Genomic DNA, 20,579 nt, shown 5'->3' with positions numbered 1-20,579 from the left:
CTGCTTTGCGCGAGTGGATAAAAAAGAGAGAGCCTACGGGACATCCACCAGCAACGCGTCGCGATGCTCGCTTAGAAGAGTAGCCAGATAATCGACTATGGCGTCGCCTTGTTGAGCAAGAAATTGGTCAACCGATCGCGGATCGAGGGGTATGGCGAGCAAGGTATCGAATTCGGGCTCTTCACCATGTGCAAGCTGTCCCTCCCGATGTGATCGAAAAAGTGATTGCGCCTGGCTGGCATCACCATCGAATAGAACAAGATAAATTAGGCCAACGGTTTCGAGCCTGCCGCCCGTCTTGATGCAGAGGGGTTTAAACAGCGGTTGATATTCCAGAAACCCGGCACCAAGCTCTTCAGCGAGCTCTCGGCGGCAGCATTCGCCCGGGTTCAATGTTCCATCGACCGTGAGTTCGACCCCGCCGCCTGCGCATTGTATCTGACCCGGCGACGACGTATGAGAGGCCATTCGCCCGGCAAGGAGATGGTTGTCACGAGTGATCACGACAGCCGCGGAGAAAACCGCGCGGCAGGCGAACTCGCGTTCTGCATCGGACATTGCGTACAGATAGTGCGCGTAATCGGTAGCGGAGACCTCGATTTCAGGGGGCGCCTGATCAATAGTCAGGTGGGATGCGACAAGGACGGGGCCGTTGAAAAACTTCCCTTCAGCGTTGATCTGAGCCCAATGGGCGTCCACTTCACGGCGATAGTCTTCCGGCAAGAACAGATGCCGTTTGGTTTGAGTGAGGCTGGCCGGCTGGTTGCAGAACGTTATCTTCGGCATATTAATCAGGTCCTTGAGAGCTGAGTGGCGGCTGCTTCATCGAGGAACCAGTGTATTCGGGCATGTTGCTGCAGCAGCGAGGCAGGACATGCGGTGCTCGGTGCACCCTCAAGGCTTTCTCGCACCGCATCTGCCTTGGCAGGGCCAGTAGCAAGCATGATGATCTCGCGGGCCTCGAGAATGTCGGCAACACCCATTGTGATGGCTTTGGATGGCACCTGTGCCAACTGCAGAAGTGTGGGTTTGTTGGCTGACAATGTTTCAGCTGAAAGCTCGACCACTCTCAGACGGCTGTCCCGGGCGGATGCCGGCTCGTTGAACCCGATGTGACCGTTGGTTCCCAGACCGAGAAGCTGAACATCCACGCCACTGCAGGCTTTCAGTTGCGAGGCATATCGTGCCGCCTCCAGATGTCCGTTCTCGGCATCGCCCGTAATCAGGTTTATATTGCGAGGGTCAAAATCGGCGCCGCCGAAGAGTTCGCGCCACATGAAGGCGGCAAAAGAGTCGGGATGATCGCCACGAAGCCCGCAATATTCATCGAGGTTGAAGGTTCTGACCTTGCTGAATGATACGGTTCCAGCCTCGAAGGCTTCGATCAGTTTCGCATAGACCCTCCGCGGCGTCTGTCCCGTGGCCAGCCCAAGCACGCTGTCGGGCTTCGATCTCACCTGCGAGAGAAGATGAGAGGCAACCGCATCGGCAGCATCTTCTGCTGTCGGAAGGATGGTCAGAGTCTGGAAGTTTTTCGTGGTTGCAACATTTGTCCGAATTGCCATGCCCTGTTCACATCCTGCATAAAAACTAGATCTGTTTGCGAATTCATCGGTTGCTAAAGCGATTGACGCGTAAGGCCATTATCCAGAGCCAATATTTCTGCAGTCGGCATCCCCGGTCGAAGGCTCGGACGGTCGAGACGCATGGCATCGAGAGGGATCATCGCCGCCATCCTATAGGCTTCCTCGAGAGAAAGGCCGACATGCTTCACGGCGTTGGCGAGGCAGGTCGCCAGATCGACGTGAGCACCCGCGAGAGAGCCTGCACGATTGATCAGGGCGCCGTTGCGGACACTGATCGTTTCACCATAAAGCTCGAAATGATCCGGCCCACCGATCGTTGCCATTGCATCCGAGACCATGAACATGCGCCCCGAGATCGGCCGTGCGCGGCAGGCAAGCGCCACCATCGACCATTCTACATGGTGGCCGTCGACGATTATCCCGGCGAACGCTTCTGAGTTGATCGCGGCACCAAGTATCCCGGGTTCTCGAGATTCCATCGGTGGCATCGCGTTATATAGATGGGTGAAGCACGAAACACCCGCATCAAGCCCCTCGCGCGTCTGCGCTGCCGTCGCAGCCGTATGTCCGGCGGACACGATGACACCCATGTCGACGACGCGTCGGATCGTATCGCTCGGCACGATTTCGGGTGCAAGCGTCAGCATGACCGGAACACCGGCTGCTCTCAGCTCCACCAGGACCTGCAGCGTCTCATCCTCCATCGGCCGGATGAACGCCGGGTTGTGTGTCCCCTTGCGCAGAATATTGAGATGCGGCCCTTCGATATGGAGGCCAAGAAAACCATTCATTCCCCAGGCTTCACGTGCCGCAGCAGCCGTCTTCTGCATACGTGCGGTTTCGCAGGTGATCAGCGTCGGCATCACCCAGCCAGTGCCAAGCTGACGCTGGGTCTTGACGATATGCTCGATCGTTTCTGCGCTCGGCTCCGAATTCAGCATCACGCCGCCGCTGCCATTGACCTGGAGATCGGTCAGCGCCGGTGCCAGTAGATGAACCAGCCGGTCAGGCGTCTCTCCGCTCTGCAACGGACGAATTACAACCAGCGCGCCCCCCTCGATTTCGGCCACAAGCCCCGTGTTCAATTCTTCCGCCTGCCAGACGAAATCCGCCGCTATGAGCTGGCGCATCACAAATCTCCTGTCGAACTAATTTCCTATACGGGCGGCCATGATAGCCGCCCCGCGAGCGCCGGAACTGTCGCCGTTGACTGCCACCCGGATCACCGGCAGGCGCATCTCGCCGAGACGGATGGACTTGAACGGCGTTTCGACGAGGCTGATCACGTCGGGGATACTCGAAAGTCCACCGCCCAGAACTATGCAGTCGGGATCGTGAGCGAGTTGAATGAGCAGAAGCAACTCGGCCACGACCTCAGCCCACTCAGACAGGATCGTGGAGCCTTCGGCATGTCCAGCCACGGCCTCGGCCACAATTTCCTCTGCCTTGACCGGGTACCCCTTGCGAAAACGGCCGAGGGCAGCAAGGCCGTTGCCCGAGGCGTAAGCTTCAAAGCAACCAATCTTGCCGCAACCGCAGGAAAAGAGCGGCAACCCACGCGCCTGTATCAGTCTCGCAGGCACGCCGAGGTGGCCGATTTCCAGCGCCGATCCGTTGCGCCGGCGGGTGAGAGCGCCGCTTGATGTCAGGCCAGCGCCAACACCGGTTCCCATGATCAATCCGATAACGGCATCAAACCCGTCGCCAGCGCCACCATTGGCTTCGGAAAGTGCGAAGGCCTGACAATCGTTCATCATCGGCAACTCGCGGCCGATTGCCCTGGATAGAAGTGCAGGAATGTCATGGCCGCTTGCCGGCAGGTTCGACGTAAATGCCCGTCTGGTCTCGGCATCGATCAGTCCCGGGATTGCAATGCCGATCGGCAAGGTGCCGCCTTGTCCGGAAAGTGTCTCCAGCCATTGAACCTGTTGGGCAAGCGCATCGATGAAGCCGGAGAGCGTTTCCTTCGGCGTCGAAATTCGACGCAGCTCGACTGTCTCGAACTCCTCGTTGAACAGCCGCGCCTCGATTTTCGTGCCGCCGACATCGATGCCGCCGTAGGTCATGCTTGCACCGGGTAAAGCGTAACACCCGATACGACGCGCGATAGATTGCCCTTACCGGCGAACGGATTGTCGATGTTGAGCGCAAGCTCGGCAGACCAGAAGACGGCCCAGAGCTGGGCGGCGAGGACGTAAAGCGGCGCTTCCCAGCATGCGTCTCCCAGCGCGCGCAGATCGACGTCGCATCCCTCTCCACCGAATGTCAGAACCGTGGCCTCGGGATATTGCGCTTTGATCTCGCGTGCGACGTCCCAGTCATAGAGCGAGGTGTGCTGGTCGGGATGGATCATGACGACCACGAGGTCCTGACCGGTGATGACTGCCTTCGGTCCGTGCCGAAAACCGAGCGTGCTATCCCACGAGGTCATCGTCTGGCCGGCGGTCAGTTCCAGAACCTTCAGCGCCGACTCGCGAGCAACACCTTTCAGGGCGCCGGAGCCAAGGAAGATGATCCGATCCGGGCGTGCAGGTGTCATTTGCTGCAGCATCGGCAGCAGATGGCCGGCTTTCTCGGCCAGCGTCGAAAGCTGTTTGGCTGCATCGACAGTGCCGTCCATGCAAGCCAGCGCCGACAGCAACATCGTCGTAAAGCTCGATGTCATTGCGAAGCCGCTGTCATGTGTGGCTTCGGGCAGCGCGATAACCTTCTGTTCGCCGGTTCCGGCCGGTGGGCGGGTGGCAAGAGCACCGTTCGGGTTGCAGGTGATATTCAGCCTGTGAACCTTCGGGAACTGACGATCTAGAAGGTCGAGGGTGCCGACGCTTTCGGAACTATCGCCCGAACGACCGAACTGCACGACGAGAAGCTGCGGATCGTCTCTAAGGCAGTCGTGAGGGCATGCGACGATGTCCGTCGTAGGAATGGCGCGGACGCGGAGGGAATTTGCCCTGGGAAAGCTCAATGCGTCACCGATGAAGGCGGAGGTACCTGCTCCAGCGAAAATGATCTCGGTGATCTGTTTTTCCTGGATCCAGCAGCGGATTTCCTTGGCTTTGATGGCAAGTTCAGGACCCCACTCCGCCCAGATTTTCGGCTGTGCAAAAATCTCGCTCCAGGTTGCACTCTCTTCTGGCCGCATGACCGATTTCCTTGTTAGCTTCTGTTTTGGGGATGGCGGTTGTTCGAGGCGAAAAACGCCATCAAGATATTTGTCAGGCATTTGTCGCGCGTGGTGGGATGGCGCAAACGATCGTCCGATCGTCGCAGCTTTCGAACGATGTCGAGCCCTTCACTGCCGGAAATGCCCCAGTCTTGTGAAAATCGACAGCTTCGACCCGCTCGAATTCCCGTTCCCAGTCGCTGGCATGAATGCCATCCGCCGGAATTGACACATAACCGTCGGAAAAGATTTCGATGCTCTCGACCTCGGCCTTCGGCAGCAGGATGTCGGTGACGCCATCCGTTATGATGTCCTTGCCGTTGATCGAGGCATAGCCCATGTCACATACGCTGTTCGCATAATGGAACTGAGTGCGAATTCCACCTTTCAGAAATTTAGCCGCAACATCATGGGGCGTTTTGGCTGCAGCGACGGCCGCAGCAATAGCGCTCGCCACGTCTTCCGCCGTCAGACGTCCGGTTTCCACGGCAGCATCGAGACCATCGAAAATAACCTTGCGGGTCGCCATTTCCGCCTCGTCTGCATCTCCCATTTTCGCCGACAGAATACCATGGACCGCTATGCGGGCTGCGGTACTGACGGTATCGATGAGCTTGTGGTGCTGATAGACGGTCTTGCCGTTAATGCGGATGCCGGTATCACCAAGCGCCAGAAGGCGGTAGTGATCGGCCGTCGTTACAACGATCGCTGCGGTGGTCGATGGCGGGTGGGCGATGTTGCGTTCAACTGCTGCATTCCGGACACTGTCGCTCAGCGACTGAAAAATCTCGTGGCTGCTTGCCGTTTGCAGTTGGCCTGAGAGCGCCAATTGCGCCGTGCATTGTGCAGCGCTGCGCGCGGCGATCCGGCCGGAGCTTTCTCCGTCATAAAAGGCCCCGGTTGGATCCGTCGCGCCATCAAAGACCGCCAGAACGCTATCTGGTTCGATCAGGATGACGTCGTCTCCCGGCTTTGTGGCCGTCTTGTACTTGGAGCGTGAAAAGGCTTCGATATTCATAAAAACTGTATTCCTTTGAGCGACAGTCCTCCCATCCGGCACCAGATGGTGCCGGTCGGGAACGTCAGCGACGTGGCGCGATCAGACGAAGGCGGATTCCTTGCGGTCCGAAAAGCGGAACACGGTGAACACACACAACCCGGTCGACAGAAGCAGGAGGGTGGAGAGAGCGGCGGCTGTGCCGAACTCGCCATCGATGACCTGCACATAGATAAGGACCGGCATGGTGATCGTCCGCGACGTATAGAGAATGAGCGTCGAGGAGAGTTCGTTGATCGCGGTAATGAAGCTCATCAGCGAGCCGATGATCAGGCCGGGCATCATCAACGGCACCGTGACCGATGCAAACGTCTTGGCCGGAGAGGCACCAAGATTGATGGCAGCCTCCTCGATCGACGGTTTGATCTGCCGAAGGATCGATGTCGTCGATCGCACGCCATAAGGCAGGCGGCGGATGAACACGAGAAGGATGATGATCAGCGCCGTACCGGTCATGTCGAAGGGTGGGTGCTGGAAGGTCGCAACATAACCGATCGCCATGACGACGCCGGGGATGAGATACGGCACCATCAAAAGCAGATCGAGCGAACCGGAAACGAAGTTGTCACGACGGACGACGATGAAGGACAACAGACCTGAAACGACAGCGATCAAAGCGACGGCAGCAAGGGCAAAAACAAAGCTGTTGTAGATCGCCTGCGGTGAATCCCTGAGGATCCGCTCGTAGCTTCCCAGGCCGAAATTACCGGTGAAGACCGGGCCGCTGGTTTCAAGGAATGACGTGTAGACGACGGTGAAGGCTGGAAGCATGGCAATGAAGACGACGAGATAGCAAAAGCCGTGCACCAGGATCGACTTTAGAGGCGACATGGCCTTCTTGCCCGGACGATTGGTCAAGGCGCTGGCGTAACGACGCTTTGAAAGAATACGACGCTGCAGGAGGAGCGCAATCATCGAGATCGCGATCATCAGCATGGAGACGGTCACCGCCATGGTTGGCGTACCACCCATTTCCGACGTGTACTGCGTGTAGGCGATTGTTGCCAATGTACGCACACCCCGACCCAGAATGGCCGGCGTTCCGAAATCGGCAATCGACAGGACGAAGCAGATGATGGCTCCGGTGCTGACCGCCGGAAAGATCAGCGGAAGAGTTACCTTGTAAAATCGCTGGAAAGCGGTGCAGCCCAGGTTCTCGGCTGCGTCCTCATAGGACTTGTTGATCGTGTTCAGCGCATTCTCCGTCATCAGGTAGATATAAGGGAAGAATTTCAGGCTGAAGACCATCACGATGCCCGGAACGCCATAGATGGTCGGAGCCGGAATTCCTATTGAAGAAAGGATGTTGGTGACGGCACCATTGGAGCCGAACAGCATGATCCAGGCATAGGCGCCGATGAACGGCGGAGCGCAGAGCACCAGAACTGCGAATGTGGCAATGACCGCACGGCCGCGTATGCGATAGCGGGATGTGCAGAACGCCAGCGGAATGCCGAGAAGGCAGGCGCCGAGCATGCCCAGAAGTCCGATGACGATCGTGTTCCAGAGTGCTGCCGTGTAGAAGCGGCGCGTCAAAACCTGCACGTAGTTTGAAAGGCCAAAATTACCTGTCGTCGCATCGAAGAAGCTGATCGCAAGGACATTTGCGATTGGAAGCAGAAGCAGGACTGCCAGAAGCAAGACAGCAAGTGCCGTGATAACGGTCCAGAATCCCGGGCGCTTGAGACGACCTGTGAAGAAACTCGGGGTTGCGATAGCTGCAGTCATCAGAACAACCTCGCTCCCGTGACGCCGTCTTCGAACAGCTGCACTTTCCTGGCAGGGAAGGCAAATACAGCTTCGTCGTTCGGATGAAGCGCGATGATGTCGGAGGTGGGCTTGGTGACAGCTTCGATCTCCTCACCCGACGCAAGGGTGCCGGCAACTGCCATCTCGCGACCCGTAAAGCTGACCTGGCGGATCTTGACCGGCAATCGAACCATATCGTCCTCATCATTGGCGGGATTGACGACGATATATTCAGGGCGAACGGCGGCAACGATCTTTCCACCGGCTTGAACCGAAGACAGTTGTGGCAGTGCTACCGATGTCTCGGCAATTGCCGCCTGCGTACCATCGATGGAGAGAGCCAGAAAATTGTTTGCGCCGACGAAGGACGCCACGAAACTATTGGCGGGGCTGTTATAGACATCCCAAGGCGCGGCGGCCTGCTGAATGACGCCGCCATACATGACGCAAACGATATCTGACATGGCCAGGGCCTCTTCCTGGTCGTGTGTCACGTAGATGGTCGTGATATTCATAGACTGCTGGATCGCGCGCAATTCGCGACGCAGATCGACACGCAGCTTCGCATCGAGATTGGAAAGCGGCTCATCCATCAGCAGAACCTGCGGATTGATGACGAGTGCACGCGCAAGGCCGACACGCTGCTGCTGACCGCCCGACAGTTCATGCGGCATGCGTGCTGCGTATGGCTTCAACTGGACGATATCGAGAATATCGGCAACCCGGCTCGCAATCTCCGATCTTGCCACTTTGCGCTGCTTCAGACCGAAGGCAATGTTATCGGCAACGCTGATATGCGGGAAGACTGCATAGTCCTGAAACACCATGCCGACGTCACGCTTGTGGGCCGGAACGTTTTCAATCTGCTGCTTTGCGATTGCGATGATGCCGCTATCCTGCTGATGAAAACCGGCAATCGTGCGAAGAAGCGTTGTCTTGCCGCAGCCGCTCGGCCCAAGCAGGGTGAAGAACGAGCCCGACGGAATTGTTATGTTGATATCCGACAGTGCGACAGTGGCGCCGTAACTCTTGCGGATGCTGGTGATTTCGACTGCGGACATAAAGGATCCCCGTGGACCGACAGGATTTAATCCTGCGGACAAACGAACTTAATTCTGGAAAAGGGTTTCAGGGCATGGCCACGAGGCCATACCCTGACGACTATTACTGGATGTCGAGCATCACGTCGTTCCACGCCTTCATGACGCGGTCACGGTTGTCTGCAGCCCATTTGAAATCATATTTTGCGTCTGGAACGTCAGACAGCGGGAGCAGAACCGAATTGGCATCAACGTCGCCGCGGATAGGGCGGCGACCGTGCTTGGCAACGACTTCCTGGCCTTCCTTGGAGACGATGAAGTCAATAAAGGCCTTGCCATTCTCGACATTCGGCGCGCCCTTGATCAAGGCCATGCCGTCAGGTGCGATAGCAGTGCCCTCTTTCGGATAAACGATATCGACCGGGGCCTGTCCGAGCTTGTAGCGAAGCGCTGCGTCCTCAAGCGTGATGCCGATTGCCTGCTCACCGTCATTGACGAAGCGTGGCACAGCGCCCGATGATGTCGAGAATACGGTATTGGCGAGAATGCCCTTGTAGATTTCCCAAGCCTTGTCTTCCGGCTTGAAAAGCTGGAGCACGGTCGACAGCTGGATGTAGGCAGAGCCCGACTGGTCAGCACGGGCGGAAGAGATCATACCCTTGTATTCCGGCTTCGTCAGGTCTTCCCAGGAGGTGGGAGCAGGCGCGCCCTTCAATGCGTCGCGATTGACGATAAACGCCGTCACAACCGCCGTGAACGGAATCCAGTTTTTGCTCGGCGACAGCGATGGAGTAATTGCTGACGCTTCCTTCGGCTCGTAAGGCTGGAAAAGAGCAGCAGAGAAGTCGATCACGGTACCGTCGACACTCCAGATAACATCGCCTGCCGGTTTACCACTCTCCGCTTTGATGCGGTTCATAAGCTCGCCCGAGCCTGCCTTGACCAACTCGACTTTGGTGCCGGTCTTCTTCTCGAATGCCGGCAACAGTTCATCCATCATCTGCTGGGGTGCAGCTGAATAGACAACGACGGTGCCCTCTGCGTGAGCGACGGTCAGCGACGTGAGCATCGCAGCGCCAGCGGCAAGCGATGTCAGAAAAGTACGAAAATAGCCCAAAATGGCCTCCAGATTTTTAGTTCCCGTTGGCGTCATGCGCGAAGTTATTTTTGTTTTTCGCTGAGCGTTCAGATCACGCGCATCCGTCGACATTTAATTTTCGTTACGTAACTAAATAAGTCAAGCGCGTTTTCATGAAACCGTCATAAATGTCTTAAGGCACTGAATCGGTGAGACTTTAATCCATATTCTGCTGTGAATAGCCGTGGCATTGTACGCCTCGACAAACAAATCTGATGTCACTTGGCCCGATCTGCGATAAGCCTCCAACAGAGGTCGAATAGGGGACACGGTTGATCAATCTCGGCTACAACGAACGTCGGCTCATAGAGATGCTGCGAGGCCGTGGAAGCATGTCTCGCACAGAACTTTCACGCGAGATGGATGTATCTGCGCCGACATTGACCCGCTTGACATCGAGCCTGCTCGAAGCAGGCCTGATACGCGAAGCCGAAACAAGTCGGCATGGCGGAGGGAGAGGCAAGCCTTCCACGGATTTGGAGTTAGACGCTGACGGGCTGTTCACCATTGGCGTCTATTTTAACCCAGACGACCTAAGGATTTGTGTCGCCGATTTGAATGGGCAGATAAGGGCGGAGATCCGCCAGGATCTGGACGACCATAGTTTCAGAAACATCATGAGCATTGCCGAGCCAGGCGCAAAAGAGGTCATCCGCAAGGCAAAAATCGATGCAAAACGAATTCTCGGATGCGGGCTTTCATTTCCGGGACATTTCTCTCGCCATCCCGGACATGTGTTTCAGATACCGCAATTTGCCGGCTGGCACGACGTGGATGTCGACAAGGATTTTCAGCCGTTCTTCGATTACCCGGTGCACCATGAGAACGATGGCAAGGCGGTGATTTTATCCGAACTCTATTACGGCGTCGGGCGTAACCTTGCGAACTTCGCCATGGTTTGGCTGACCTACGGGATCGGTGGTGGCGTAGTCGTACAGCGACATTTGTATCGGGGAAGCAACCGCAATGCCGGAGAATTTGGCGGGTTGTTTCCAAAATCCAGTAGCCGACCTTCCGGGCAGGACCTTTGTCAGATGCTTGCGATGAATGGTACGACGATACGACGGCTCAGCGACATTACCGAAGATTATGCCGACCATCCTCAAGTCCTGGAGTGGCTGGACCGTGCAACCGATCAATTGAGGAGCCTGGCTCTCACCGTTGCAAGGACACTCGATCCATCGGCCATCGTTTTCGGGGGATCGCTTCCCGACTGGCTGCTCGGCCGAATTGTTGAGCGATTGGGATCGCTTGAAACTTTGGGAGAAGACTTCTTTGTCGAGCCGCCGGAAATCCGCAAATCGGATCTGAGCGAAGTCCCTCATTTAGGTGCAGCGACCATCCCACTTTATCGAGCGACAACGCCTAGCTACTACTCTGGCAGAGCTCTCAAGGGCTGGGCGTGATGCATAGTTTCGTCTTGCTAAGGTCTTGAAAGGTAACGAACCCGCGACCCTGTCTTTAATTCGGCGGTTTGATCGTGGAATTAGCATGATGATCCCCAAGGTCGTTGAATGAGCGTGACCGACAGCACTGAGCACTGCGGGCCGGCTGCTTTCTCGAATCATCGACTACGAGCGCTCGACGTAAGCGACCATGCTTGGCTGGCCACGCGGTGGCAAAGCGTCCTGACACGGCATGCTTCAAACTCTTGCCGCTACTTGTGTCGTGAGAAACCGTGCCACCAATCGGCGGCAATAGCTTGCAGTCGGGACGCGGTCACCGAACAAAATATGATAGACGATCGGAGCCACGATCAGGTCCACGGCCTCGTCGAGGTCGAAGCCGTCTTCGCCGCGCGCAAGCGCACGTAGCCGGAGGGTTTCCAGATGCATGGAGGTGAAGCTACAGCATGCGGCGGCCGCACTTTCGCTGCTGGACAGTACATCGGTCAGCAACTGTCGGCCGACCGGGGACGACATTTCCTCGGCATATTGCAGGATGAAGGTTTCGATGTCCGTGTCCATCGCCCCGGTATCATCAGGATCACTGATCGGTCGCATGCGCGCAACTGCGACGTCGGCCAGAAGATCAGCAAGGTCACCCCAGCGGCGATAAATGGTCGACGGGGTGACGCCGGCCTTCTCGGCGATCATCGGAACCGTTATCTCGGTTCTATCCATCGTCTTCAGAAGTTCCTCGACGGCGCCGTGCACTGCTGTCTGGATACGCGCGCTGCGCCCGCCCTGCCTGACCATTTCCTTTGCCATCACACTCTCCATTACCCGCGGGCTGACCGCTAACGCAAAGATATTGCTTTAAGGTCATTAGTAGGCTACACCACCTTAAAGCAAAGTCTTAGCATTAAGGTGTCAGATGACGCAATTGCCCTCAGCCTCGAAGCGGATGACGACCTACGGGTTCATCGGCGCCGTCCTTTTGCCGGCGACCAGCGGCGCACCAACGCCGCTCTATCACCTCTATCAGGAGCTTTATCAGCTGTCGGCGGCAACCATCACGTTGATCTTCGGCTCCTACGCTTTCGCACTCCTGGCAGCCCTTCTGACCTTCGGCAGCCTTTCAGATCACCTCGGACGGCGACCGCTGATTTTGTTGGCGTTGATCCTGAATTCCTTGGCGCTGGCTATCTTCATCTTTGCCGACAGCGGCAGCGCCTTGATTGCGGGACGAGTTGTGCAGGGATTTGCCGCCGGCGTTGCTTTTCCCACGTTCGGCGCGGCCATTCTCGATAGCGACACGCGTCATGGTCCCCTGCTGAACAGCATGACAGCCTTCATAGGTCTCATGCTTGGGTCGCTCGCTGGTTTTCTGCTGGTCACTTATGCGCCGTATCCAACACAGCTGATCTATGTTGTCCTGCTTGTGGTCACGATTGCAGGGATCGCAACGCTACCGCTAATGCCGGAAACCGCCACTCGGCGGCCAGCCGCCTGGGCTGCTTTGAAGCCGAACGTGCATGTGCCGCGTCGTGCTCGGGCCGACCTCTTGCGGGTCAGCCCCGTTAACATCGCCTGTTGGTCGCTCGGGGGGTTCTACCTTTCGCTGATGCCGTCATTGGTGGCCACGGTTACCGGCATCCACTCGCCCTTTATCGGCGCTGCGGTCGTCGCTACGCTGATGCTCAGCGCAACCGCCTCCGTGTTCGCGTTCCGTGGTCTGCCTCCTACGCAAGCACTGTTTGCTGGAACAAGCGGTCTGATGGCAGGTGTTGTCGTGACCATGTTCGGCATTGAACAGCAGTCGGTTACCCTGCTCTTCTTGGGGACCGCAATAGCGGGACTCGGCTTTGGTTCGGTGTTCTCCAATGTCCTGAAGATCGTCCTGCCGCTCGCCCAGCTCCATGAACGTGCTGGTTTGTTCGCGGCATTCCTCATCGAGAGCTATATTGCCTTTTCGGTACCGGCAATCATGGCCGGCTTGGCGGCGCCAGTGTTTGGCCTGCCGATGACAGCCCATGCCTACGGTACCGCCGTCCTCGTCCTGGCAATCGTTTCGATCCTTGCGACGCGGGGAAAATCGCTAGGCCATAGCGCACCTTGAATACAGTCAAACGAGGAAAGTTGTAAATTCAGATACAGCGAAGATGTCGCTGCGGTTCTAAAGAGCCTGTCCCAAACCGGGGAGCGCGCCTCGTGGGCTCCTCGCTGTCACGGTCTGCGATCCTTTGATGCGATCTCTCAAGCGAGCCGAATAAGCAAGGACGTGCTGGAGGCGTTTGCTCGGGCGCAAAAAATAGGCGCCCGATTTCGCAATTCTGCGTGGTGGCGACTGATGTCAGCGTTCTTCACTTACCAGGGCTGCCGCCCATGGCTTCATAAGAACCCACATGTCGCCCGTCGCTTCCGATTATTGCCATCTTGATCGCAGTAACGGCACCCTCGTCGGGCGAGATAAAGTCGGTGTTCTGGTTGAGATCGGTACGCACATGACCGGGCTCAACGACGTTGACCTTGATGCCGAAGGGCGCCAGCTCTGTGGCGAACGAGACGGTCACGGCGCTGAGAGCAACCTTCGAAGCGGTGTAATCGAGGAGATTGACGCCGGAATACAGCGAAGTCGGATCGGTGATAAGAGAAAGCGAACCGACGCCGCTCCCCATCATCACGACACGGGCATCGCCTGCTGCCTTCAACAACGGGATGAAGGCCTGTGTCACACGGATAGGGCCAGACAGGTTCACTTCGAAGGTCGATTGGATCGCTTCCATCGGAACCTCGCCCGGGGGCGTGGTGACATCAACCAGAATCCCGGCGTTATTGACCAGTACATGCAGCGTTGCGATCTCATCGGAAAGCCGGGTGGCGGCTTGGCTGACGCTTGTGTCGTCGGCGACATCGATGACAAGGAGCCTGACATCCAGACCATCGTTTCGCAATTTTGCGACCGCCTTCTCTCCACGCTCGAGATCGCGGGCTCCCAGCCACACGGTCATGCCTTGCTCGGCCAACCCTTTGGCGATGGAAAGACCTATGCCCTTGTTGGCGCCGGTCACGAGCGCCTGTTCTTTTCCGTCGTGCTCATCGCCTCAATTTTCGGAATTGTCGGCTGGCGTGGCGACATGGTAGCCAAGCTCGCCGATAAGCCGTGGCTGGACCGAGCGAGAGGCGAAGCGCCACTTGCCATCGACGAAATTGAACGTGTCCAGATAGCGTCCGGTCACGATCGGCTGCAGCGGCAGTCCGGCAAGTTCCTGATGGACGGTGAAGTAACTTACTGCACGGGCGCTTGTGGGAGTATCGACGTCGATGATCACATTCGAGACCGCATGCCAGGTTCTTGGCGTTCCATCGTCATGATGCTGGACATTGTTCTGGAAGAACTTCGCGACTTCGTCCCGACCGTGGACAATTGCCTCACCGACTTGAAACCGTGCGTCGGCGAGCAACTCGGCATTTTCCGCAATCTTGCCGTCGTCGACATTGTGCACGTACGTCGAGATCAGGCGGCTGATCTCGCTCTCTGCGATCAGACGGTCGATACTGTCGAGTTTCGAAAGATTGTGAGACATAAGATTTCATTCCTTTTTGTTGAGATTTTGCGGTCAGCAAAGCTGCGGCCGTCATGTCCGAACAACCCGCCTGTCGAGCCGTAGGAGCCATTGGTGCACGAGGGATCGCACTGGCGGCCCCTTGATCCGGGGCCAGGGCACCATCGTCGCTGTTGAGGCCCGTTGCTGCGGTCCCAGGCTCTATCGGGTTGAGCTTGATTTCGAGTGGCGCCTGTGTCGCGCCACTTTTCTTGAAGTCACTGTGTAAAGATCGTGCCGAGAAAGCCTCGGCCCGTTGGCGTCAGACCTGGGAGGCGCCGCCGTCCACGATGAGCTCGATACCGTTGATGTAACCGGCATCGTCGCTTGCAAGGAATGCTACGGCCTTTGCGATGTCTTCCGGTTTACCGAGGCGGCCTACCGTGCTCTTGTTCTCGAGATACGCCATTATCTCATCCCGCTTGTCGTCCGGGAAATAGTCATGAAGAGACTGTGTTTTAATGGGACCGGGGCTCACGACGTTGATGCGCACGCCCGTGCCGCGGATGTCTTCAATCCAGGATCTTGCCAGATTGCGCAGTCCTGCCTTAGTCGCGCCGTATACGCTCATCGAGCCGCCGGGCTGAACAGACGCCGTCGATCCAATCAAGACGACTGCAGCGCCGGACCTCATCAGCGGCAGGGCTTTCTGCACTGTGAAGACGACGCCTTTTAGATTTGTATCGAGGACACTGTCATACTGTTCTTCAGTGATAGCACCCAATGGCGCCAGTATCCCGAAGCCAGCATTGGCAACGAGGATATCAAGCGTCGCGTAATCGGCCTTGATCGTGGCATACAGCGTATCGAGTTCCTGAAGATCCGAGACATCTGCTCTGATACCTTTGGTCTTTCCGCCGATTTCTTTTACGGCGGCTTGTAACTTTGCATCCTGACGACCAGTGATGATAACGCGCGCGCCAAGTGCTGCCAGTTCCTTGGCGATCCCAAAACCGATCCCGGACGACCCGCCGGTGACAAGTGCGACTTTTCCTTCGAATGACATCGATGTTTCCTTCATAAAAATGGCAACCTATATAGCGGTCGCTATAGACGCGACTACAGGCGATCAAGGCGTCGCGCAACAGCTATTTAGCAGTCGCTATATAACTTCAACCCTGTCCTTGTCTTGTTAGCTAGTATTCGCTATATGGGTCGACTGAGAAGGTGATTCATGGAAGCGAAGATCCGCAAGAGACGCCCAGCGTTCGACAGGGAAGAAGGAGTGGCGATCGCTCAAGGCCTCTTTCACGAACGCGGCTACGACGCCGTTAGTGTGGCCGATCTTTGTGATGCTCTCGGTATTGTCGCACCGAGCCTGTACGCCGCTTATGGCAGTAAGGCCGAACTGTTCAATCGGGCAATGGGGCGCTACGTCGAAAACGACTTCCTGCCGCTCGATGACATCCTTGCGCCTGACAGCAATCCCACGGAAGCCCTGACCGAATTGTTCGTCAGAGCGACTGAGCATTACACCCGGCACGATAAGTGGAAGGGATGTATGGTCACCGAAGGCATGCGCGCTGACGACGAGACCGCCCGCACCATGGCTGCAGAACATGCAAAGGTGGGCAGCGATTTAATCGGTACCTACATCCGCGACCACCACGCCATAGATCCGGAACGCGTCACCGACTACGTCTTGATGACCCTTCGCGGTCTATCCTCCTATGCGTGTCTCGGATATTCGACCGAGCGTCTGACCCATTGTGCAGAGATGGCTGGCCGCGCGCTGGAAGGCGATTTCGACACGCACGCGGCCTGATCCAGTCCGTCTCGGCACTCACTCGAGATCCGCGTCGATCCGCTGGATCAGCCCGGCTGAATTTGCCGCAATTTTGAGGGTGCCGATCTCGTGGCCGAAGTCACCTGTGAAATCCAGGCGAACGACCGCATTGAAGTTGTCGAGGTTTTCCAGCGACAGAAGCTCGCTACGGGTGTTGTATCCGACGAAGAACCTCTCGATGTAACGTCGCACACCTTCGGTTCCGACGAATGCATCGCCGAAAGATACGTCATCGATGACAGCATCTGCTGCGAACAGGAATAGTGCACCATCGACGTCGAAATCGTTGGTGGTCCGGATAAAATTTTCGACGAGCTTCTGCATGGGTTGCTGGCTCCCTCAGAGATCGGTGATCGTGGTGTCGGCGATGGTTTCGGCAAACCGATTGCCGAACAATCCGGCCGGGGTCTGTAATCCCGGACGTGTCTCGCCCGCCAGGACGCGTCGACCGGCCTCCGCCACCGCGATTGCCGTAAAGCTGTAGCCGTTGACCGTATCGAGGAGCGAGCGAAAAAACTTCCCCTGAGCATCGGTCACTTCAACGATTGCCTGATATCGGTTGGCCAGTCGCTCGTCTTCCGTCGGCCCATCGGGCAGCAAGGATAAGTCGCCCGTAGGAAACCCGTTTCCCGTCACATGGAGGAAGGTCTCGATGTCAGGAATGCCGGTGGCCCGCCAGATGGTGATGAGATCGGGAAGTGTCACCTGGAAACTATCGACAGCGCCCTGCCCGAAGTCGAACTTCCGGATACTGTTGGCGACCGTCACCAACTCTCCATTCGACCCCGCCCCAGACGTTCGTGACGTCCTGCAAAAGGCGGCGCTGGAGGCGCGGACCCTTCTGGAGCTGCGGTACCAAGCGTTGTTCAAACCGGCCTTTTACGAAAATAGTCAGTGGGCTCTCCCGGTCCCGCATGATCTGAGCGAAGGCCTAGCGAATTCGTTTAGTACACCTGGCGTCTATCCTGTCGACAGTCGCGGTATTTTTCGAGTGTTAAGCATCTGGGAACAGGACAGTTCTATCTCGTCACAATTCGAGACAGCGACGGCAACCTGCTAAACGGAGGCGCCACCTATAAGCTGACGGTCCCCGCCGACGCGCCCGTCTCACTTTACTGGTCGGGGACCGTTTACGATCGTGCCACCCACGCTCTCATTCGTGATCAGGTCCGCTCCAGTCGTGGTTCGAACACACCCGAGCTGAAAACGAAGCCGGATGGATCTGTTGATCTTTTCTTCTCGCCTGAGCCTCCTGCGGGTAGGGAAACGAACTGGATCCCGACACGCCCTGACGGCGGATGGGAGATCATCTTTCGTTTTTATGGACCAACAAAGCCGCTGTTCGATAAGTCTTGGCGGCTGCCCGACATAGAAAAAGTCGCCGAATAGGCTTCCCGAAACGACTTGCGCCTAGGGATGCTGGGCTTGGAGTCTTGGATATATCAGCAGGTGCAACAGTGTCGTCAAAGTCCGCATCTCGGTTGGATATGACACGGATCTCGGGAAAACCCGCAGAGACACCAGAAAGTTCGCTGAGATAACAGCTGATGGCAGAAAGGGGCAAGAAATTGAATACATGATGTATCGGTTTGAGGATTATGGCGACTGCGGCGTGGTGTGACCCTCGGCATGACGCGAAGCCATGGCCACTGCTGTCGGTATTTGCGGCAGGGCCAATCTTCTCTTACGCGACGCATTGCCTGCCAACGACATTAGATTTGCTTTGCCGACCATCGCCGTCGGAGGAGATAACCGTCCCAGGCCACCGAGACGATCAACGTCGTCCGAACGCCAGCTCGGGGCAGCTGGTCGAGGCGCTGGATAGTAACAAGTTCGTTCAGACTGGGACGTCTTCTGTCTTGAACGGAATCGAATCGCTGACCCGTTGTTACTGCGCGCCAATGGGAGACATGGCTCCGCATTTCGGTCGCGGTCGTGTTTCGGCCCCATCGCTGCAACGATAGGACCGATCCATGTCTTCGTGAAGCGTCAGTGTCCCCCCACCTTTGCGTTGGAGGTGCGTGCACCCGAAGTAAATCCGCGCGCCCGTCCGGACCAGGCGATCAGAAGGGCGATGACGAGCAGAAAGGTTAGTGCCCAGGGAAACGCCGTGGGTCCATAGGCATCCAAAAGAACACCGCCCATGATTCCGCCACCTGCGATGGCACCATTCCAGGCGACGACGTTCATCGACAGTGCAACGTCCGCACCATCACCCGCAGTGTCGGCCAGGGCGGTTTGCAAGAGCGTTGCGGCGCCGCCGAATGTCAGGCCCCAAATGGCAACGCCACCATATACCACCCAAGGCAACATCGAAACGATCCCGAAAAGCAGGGATACCAGCCCGAAGGCGGCTAGACTGGTCAGCACGGTTGCTCGCAGGTGACGGTCGACCAGCTTTCCCGCCATCCAGATGCCGACGAGCGCAGACAATCCAAAGACCAGGAGAACAAGGTCGACCCGATCCTGCATCCCGGCCGACTCAACGAATGGTGCGATGTAGGTGTAGAGAATGTTGTGAGCGAGCATCCAAGCAACGACAACGGAAAGGACCGGTCGAACGCCGGGGGTTAAAAATACCCGAAGCAGGGGCAGTCGATCGCCCTTCTTCTGGCCTGGATAGTCCGGCACTTTCATCGCGACCCAGCCGATCAGGACCAATGTCAATATCGACATGATCCAGAAGGCAGTTCGCCAGCCGACTTGCGCACCAAGCCATGTCCCCATCGGCACGCCGAGCGACAGCGCGATCGGCGTTCCTACCATAGCGATCGCCATCGCCTTCCCCTGTTGATGTGAAGGGACCATGCGTCGCGCATAGCCCGCCAATAGGCTCCAGGCCAGACCAGCTGCAACGCCGGCGAAGAAACGTGCGACCAAGGTAAGTGTGTAGTTGGACGAAATTGCTGTAACAGAATTGAAGATCAGAAACCCAATGATGGTGGACAGCAGGACTGTCCTGCGCCGCCAACTGCTTGTGGCAATGGTCAAAGGTATCGCCGCTAGCAGCGAACCGAGGGCGTAGACAGTCACCATCTGGCCAGCGAGGGATGGAGAAACGCCCAAACCCTCAGTGATTTGCGGCAGTAGCCCCGCGGGAAGCGTCTCTGTGAGAATGCAGATAAAGCCAGTCATCGCCAATGCGAGTAAGCCAGCAACCGGCAATCGTTCGGTATCATTTTCAACTTCGGTAGTTTTCATTGAGTTCGTGCACCTTGATATATGGATCAAGCGGTCCAGATATCTGCACCAAACACGCTTGGCAAGATATTCTGGATCGAGTAGTACAGAATAAATTTACGGAGGCACGATATGGCTCGAACTGGGCGGCCAAGGGCGTTTGACAGAGACAAGGCACTGGATGCCGCGATGATCCTATTCTGGGAGCAGGGCTATGAGCCGACCTCTCTCAATCAACTGAAAGCCGCGATGGGAGACATTTCTCCGGCAAGTTTTTATGCGGCCTTCGGGTCTAAGGAAGCCCTCTTCGACGAAGTCGTCCTGCGCTATCAGGCCTCCTACGGGCGCGTAACTGCAAGCCTAAAGAATGAGGCTCTGCCACCACGCGAAGCTATCGAGACGGCTCTGAGGCTTTCAGCAAGGATGCAAACCGACAAGACGCACCCGCCAGGATGCTTGATGATCCTTGGAGCCAACAACTGTGCGCCCGAAAATCGGCACGTAGATGATGTGCTTGTAGCCGACCGGATGCGAAATCGTGCGGGCATCGAAACCTGCATCAGGCGTGCAGTCGATGCAGGAGAGCTTGTCAGCACCACGAATGTACGTGGGTTGGCGACCCTGTTTCATACTTTTCTGATGGGTATCGCATTTGAAGCACGGGACGGTGGTGATGGCGGCGATATCAACGAAGCTGTGACAACACTGATGCAGATATGGGATCTGCACATGGCGACGTGAGAGTAGCTTGGGCAAAGGGGCGATACTGGATGACTGCTTCGGGGCGACTGCAAACCAATTGTGTTTAGATAAGCACTTGAAGGGAGCCGAACCACCGGCCCGTAATTCTCGAACAATCAAAGACTAAGATATTCTCTGAAAATCAGTTGCTA

The 20,579-nt window shown here is 57.0% G+C and carries 21 protein-coding genes; 5 read left to right on the top strand and 16 right to left on the bottom strand.

Translation table 11 applies throughout. From position 1 onward, the window contains the following. Positions 1-33: 33 nt before the first annotated feature. The 9 genes from JZX87_RS19420 to JZX87_RS19380 all read right to left on the bottom strand — a co-directional run bounded on the left by JZX87_RS19420 (position 34) and on the right by JZX87_RS19380 (position 9,664). Positions 34-786, bottom strand: coding sequence for an NUDIX hydrolase (locus JZX87_RS19420; protein WP_148148681.1), 753 nt, complete (start codon positions 784-786; stop codon positions 34-36). A gap of 5 nt (positions 787-791) precedes the next feature. Beyond that, on the bottom strand, positions 792-1,565 hold the full coding sequence (locus JZX87_RS19415) for a glucosamine-6-phosphate deaminase (protein WP_148148682.1): 774 nt from the start codon (positions 1,563-1,565) through the stop codon (positions 792-794). Positions 1,566-1,618: 53 nt separating this feature from the next. After that, positions 1,619-2,716, bottom strand: coding sequence for an N-acetylglucosamine-6-phosphate deacetylase (nagA, locus tag JZX87_RS19410; protein ID WP_206827411.1), 1,098 nt, complete (start codon positions 2,714-2,716; stop codon positions 1,619-1,621). Between the two features lie 18 nt (positions 2,717-2,734). Continuing rightward, on the bottom strand, positions 2,735-3,652 hold the full coding sequence (locus tag JZX87_RS19405; RefSeq protein WP_206827409.1) for an ROK family protein: 918 nt from the start codon (positions 3,650-3,652) through the stop codon (positions 2,735-2,737). Further along, on the bottom strand, positions 3,649-4,728 hold the full coding sequence (locus JZX87_RS19400; RefSeq protein ID WP_206827408.1) for an AgaS family sugar isomerase: 1,080 nt from the start codon (positions 4,726-4,728) through the stop codon (positions 3,649-3,651). Before JZX87_RS19400 ends, JZX87_RS19405 begins: the two co-directional genes overlap by 4 nt. Before the next feature lie 73 nt (positions 4,729-4,801). Next, positions 4,802-5,767: a hypothetical protein gene (locus JZX87_RS19395; RefSeq protein ID WP_206827407.1), complete on the bottom strand. Its 966-nt coding sequence runs from the start codon at positions 5,765-5,767 to the stop codon at positions 4,802-4,804. An 81-nt stretch (positions 5,768-5,848) separates the two neighbouring features. Next, the gene (locus tag JZX87_RS19390) at positions 5,849-7,534 is read right to left on the bottom strand and encodes an ABC transporter permease (protein ID WP_148148687.1); all 1,686 of its coding nucleotides are present in this window, start codon (positions 7,532-7,534) and stop codon (positions 5,849-5,851) included. Then, complete coding sequence (locus JZX87_RS19385) at positions 7,534-8,616, bottom strand: ABC transporter ATP-binding protein (RefSeq protein WP_206827406.1); 1,083 nt, start codon at positions 8,614-8,616, stop codon at positions 7,534-7,536. Before JZX87_RS19385 ends, JZX87_RS19390 begins: the two co-directional genes overlap by 1 nt. A gap of 103 nt (positions 8,617-8,719) precedes the next feature. Further along, positions 8,720-9,664, bottom strand: coding sequence for an ABC transporter substrate-binding protein (locus JZX87_RS19380; RefSeq protein ID WP_148148703.1), 945 nt, complete (start codon positions 9,662-9,664; stop codon positions 8,720-8,722). Between the two features lie 341 nt (positions 9,665-10,005). Here JZX87_RS19380 and JZX87_RS19375 point away from each other — a divergent pair, with 341 nt between their 5' ends. Continuing rightward, a complete protein-coding gene (locus JZX87_RS19375; protein WP_206827405.1) occupies positions 10,006-11,139 on the top strand; it encodes an ROK family transcriptional regulator in 1,134 nt (377 codons plus the stop codon). A 237-nt stretch (positions 11,140-11,376) separates the two neighbouring features. Here JZX87_RS19375 and JZX87_RS19370 read toward each other — a convergent pair whose 3' ends face one another. Further along, complete coding sequence (locus tag JZX87_RS19370) at positions 11,377-11,943, bottom strand: TetR/AcrR family transcriptional regulator (protein WP_210349081.1); 567 nt, start codon at positions 11,941-11,943, stop codon at positions 11,377-11,379. 106 nt (positions 11,944-12,049) lie between these two features. Between JZX87_RS19370 and JZX87_RS19365 the strand changes: the two genes are divergently transcribed. Further along, positions 12,050-13,234: an MFS transporter gene (locus JZX87_RS19365; protein WP_206827403.1), complete on the top strand. Its 1,185-nt coding sequence runs from the start codon at positions 12,050-12,052 to the stop codon at positions 13,232-13,234. A gap of 244 nt (positions 13,235-13,478) precedes the next feature. Here the strand turns inward: JZX87_RS19365 and JZX87_RS19360 are convergent, their stop codons facing one another. From JZX87_RS19360 to JZX87_RS19350, 3 genes are all read right to left on the bottom strand, one after another. Then, a complete protein-coding gene (locus tag JZX87_RS19360; RefSeq protein ID WP_353654215.1) occupies positions 13,479-14,186 on the bottom strand; it encodes an SDR family NAD(P)-dependent oxidoreductase in 708 nt (235 codons plus the stop codon). 33 nt (positions 14,187-14,219) lie between these two features. After that, positions 14,220-14,702: a nuclear transport factor 2 family protein gene (locus JZX87_RS19355; RefSeq protein WP_206827401.1), complete on the bottom strand. Its 483-nt coding sequence runs from the start codon at positions 14,700-14,702 to the stop codon at positions 14,220-14,222. A 280-nt stretch (positions 14,703-14,982) separates the two neighbouring features. Beyond that, positions 14,983-15,726 carry an SDR family NAD(P)-dependent oxidoreductase gene (locus JZX87_RS19350; protein WP_206827399.1) on the bottom strand — a complete coding sequence of 248 codons (744 nt, stop codon included), beginning with the start codon at positions 15,724-15,726 and terminating at the stop codon, positions 14,983-14,985. A 168-nt stretch (positions 15,727-15,894) separates the two neighbouring features. On the opposite strand from JZX87_RS19350, the gene JZX87_RS19345 reads away from it, so the two are divergent. Continuing rightward, complete coding sequence (locus JZX87_RS19345; RefSeq protein WP_206827398.1) at positions 15,895-16,485, top strand: TetR/AcrR family transcriptional regulator; 591 nt, start codon at positions 15,895-15,897, stop codon at positions 16,483-16,485. 18 nt (positions 16,486-16,503) lie between these two features. On the opposite strand, the gene JZX87_RS19340 is transcribed toward JZX87_RS19345, so the two are convergent. Continuing rightward, positions 16,504-16,830: a nuclear transport factor 2 family protein gene (locus JZX87_RS19340; RefSeq protein WP_206827397.1), complete on the bottom strand. Its 327-nt coding sequence runs from the start codon at positions 16,828-16,830 to the stop codon at positions 16,504-16,506. A 15-nt stretch (positions 16,831-16,845) separates the two neighbouring features. Beyond that, a complete protein-coding gene (locus JZX87_RS19335; protein WP_286194928.1) occupies positions 16,846-17,274 on the bottom strand; it encodes a saccharopine dehydrogenase family protein in 429 nt (142 codons plus the stop codon). A gap of 234 nt (positions 17,275-17,508) precedes the next feature. Between JZX87_RS19335 and JZX87_RS31820 the strand changes: the two genes are divergently transcribed. Then, positions 17,509-17,895: a DUF1214 domain-containing protein gene (locus JZX87_RS31820; RefSeq protein WP_206827502.1), complete on the top strand. Its 387-nt coding sequence runs from the start codon at positions 17,509-17,511 to the stop codon at positions 17,893-17,895. Positions 17,896-18,495: 600 nt separating this feature from the next. Here JZX87_RS31820 and JZX87_RS19325 read toward each other — a convergent pair. Beyond that, positions 18,496-19,707, bottom strand: coding sequence for an MFS transporter (locus JZX87_RS19325; protein WP_206827396.1), 1,212 nt, complete (start codon positions 19,705-19,707; stop codon positions 18,496-18,498). A gap of 168 nt (positions 19,708-19,875) precedes the next feature. On the opposite strand from JZX87_RS19325, the gene JZX87_RS19320 reads away from it, so the two are divergent. After that, positions 19,876-20,427, top strand: coding sequence for a TetR/AcrR family transcriptional regulator (locus JZX87_RS19320; RefSeq protein WP_206827395.1), 552 nt, complete (start codon positions 19,876-19,878; stop codon positions 20,425-20,427). The last annotated feature ends 152 nt before the right edge of the window (positions 20,428-20,579 follow it).

Origin of the sequence: Agrobacterium sp. Ap1 (assembly GCF_017313375.1) — a bacterium.
GTDB classification, from domain to species: Bacteria; Pseudomonadota; Alphaproteobacteria; order Rhizobiales; family Rhizobiaceae; genus Neorhizobium; species Neorhizobium cellulosilyticum.
The sequence above is the reverse complement of the archived record's forward strand: the minus strand, read 5'-3'. Positions and strand labels throughout refer to the sequence as shown.

Coding starts and splice junctions, on each gene's coding strand:
- JZX87_RS19420 (WP_148148681.1), bottom strand. CDS start 786: ATGCCGAAGATAACGTTCTGCAACCAGCCGGCCAGCCTCACTCAAACC.
- JZX87_RS19415 (WP_148148682.1), bottom strand. CDS start 1,565: ATGGCAATTCGGACAAATGTTGCAACCACGAAAAACTTCCAGACTCTG.
- nagA (WP_206827411.1), bottom strand. CDS start 2,716: ATGCGCCAGCTCATAGCGGCGGATTTCGTCTGGCAGGCGGAAGAATTG.
- JZX87_RS19405 (WP_206827409.1), bottom strand. CDS start 3,652: ATGACCTACGGCGGCATCGATGTCGGCGGCACGAAAATCGAGGCGCGG.
- JZX87_RS19400 (WP_206827408.1), bottom strand. CDS start 4,728: ATGCGGCCAGAAGAGAGTGCAACCTGGAGCGAGATTTTTGCACAGCCG.
- JZX87_RS19395 (WP_206827407.1), bottom strand. CDS start 5,767: ATGAATATCGAAGCCTTTTCACGCTCCAAGTACAAGACGGCCACAAAG.
- JZX87_RS19390 (WP_148148687.1), bottom strand. CDS start 7,534: ATGACTGCAGCTATCGCAACCCCGAGTTTCTTCACAGGTCGTCTCAAG.
- JZX87_RS19385 (WP_206827406.1), bottom strand. CDS start 8,616: ATGTCCGCAGTCGAAATCACCAGCATCCGCAAGAGTTACGGCGCCACT.
- JZX87_RS19380 (WP_148148703.1), bottom strand. CDS start 9,664: ATGCTCACGTCGCTGACCGTCGCTCACGCAGAGGGCACCGTCGTTGTC.
- JZX87_RS19370 (WP_210349081.1), bottom strand. CDS start 11,943: ATGGCAAAGGAAATGGTCAGGCAGGGCGGGCGCAGCGCGCGTATCCAG.
- JZX87_RS19365 (WP_206827403.1), top strand. CDS start 12,050: ATGACGCAATTGCCCTCAGCCTCGAAGCGGATGACGACCTACGGGTTC.
- JZX87_RS19355 (WP_206827401.1), bottom strand. CDS start 14,702: ATGTCTCACAATCTTTCGAAACTCGACAGTATCGACCGTCTGATCGCA.
- JZX87_RS19350 (WP_206827399.1), bottom strand. CDS start 15,726: ATGTCATTCGAAGGAAAAGTCGCACTTGTCACCGGCGGGTCGTCCGGG.
- JZX87_RS19345 (WP_206827398.1), top strand. CDS start 15,895: ATGGAAGCGAAGATCCGCAAGAGACGCCCAGCGTTCGACAGGGAAGAA.
- JZX87_RS19340 (WP_206827397.1), bottom strand. CDS start 16,830: ATGCAGAAGCTCGTCGAAAATTTTATCCGGACCACCAACGATTTCGAC.
- JZX87_RS19325 (WP_206827396.1), bottom strand. CDS start 19,707: ATGAAAACTACCGAAGTTGAAAATGATACCGAACGATTGCCGGTTGCT.
- JZX87_RS19320 (WP_206827395.1), top strand. CDS start 19,876: ATGATCCTATTCTGGGAGCAGGGCTATGAGCCGACCTCTCTCAATCAA.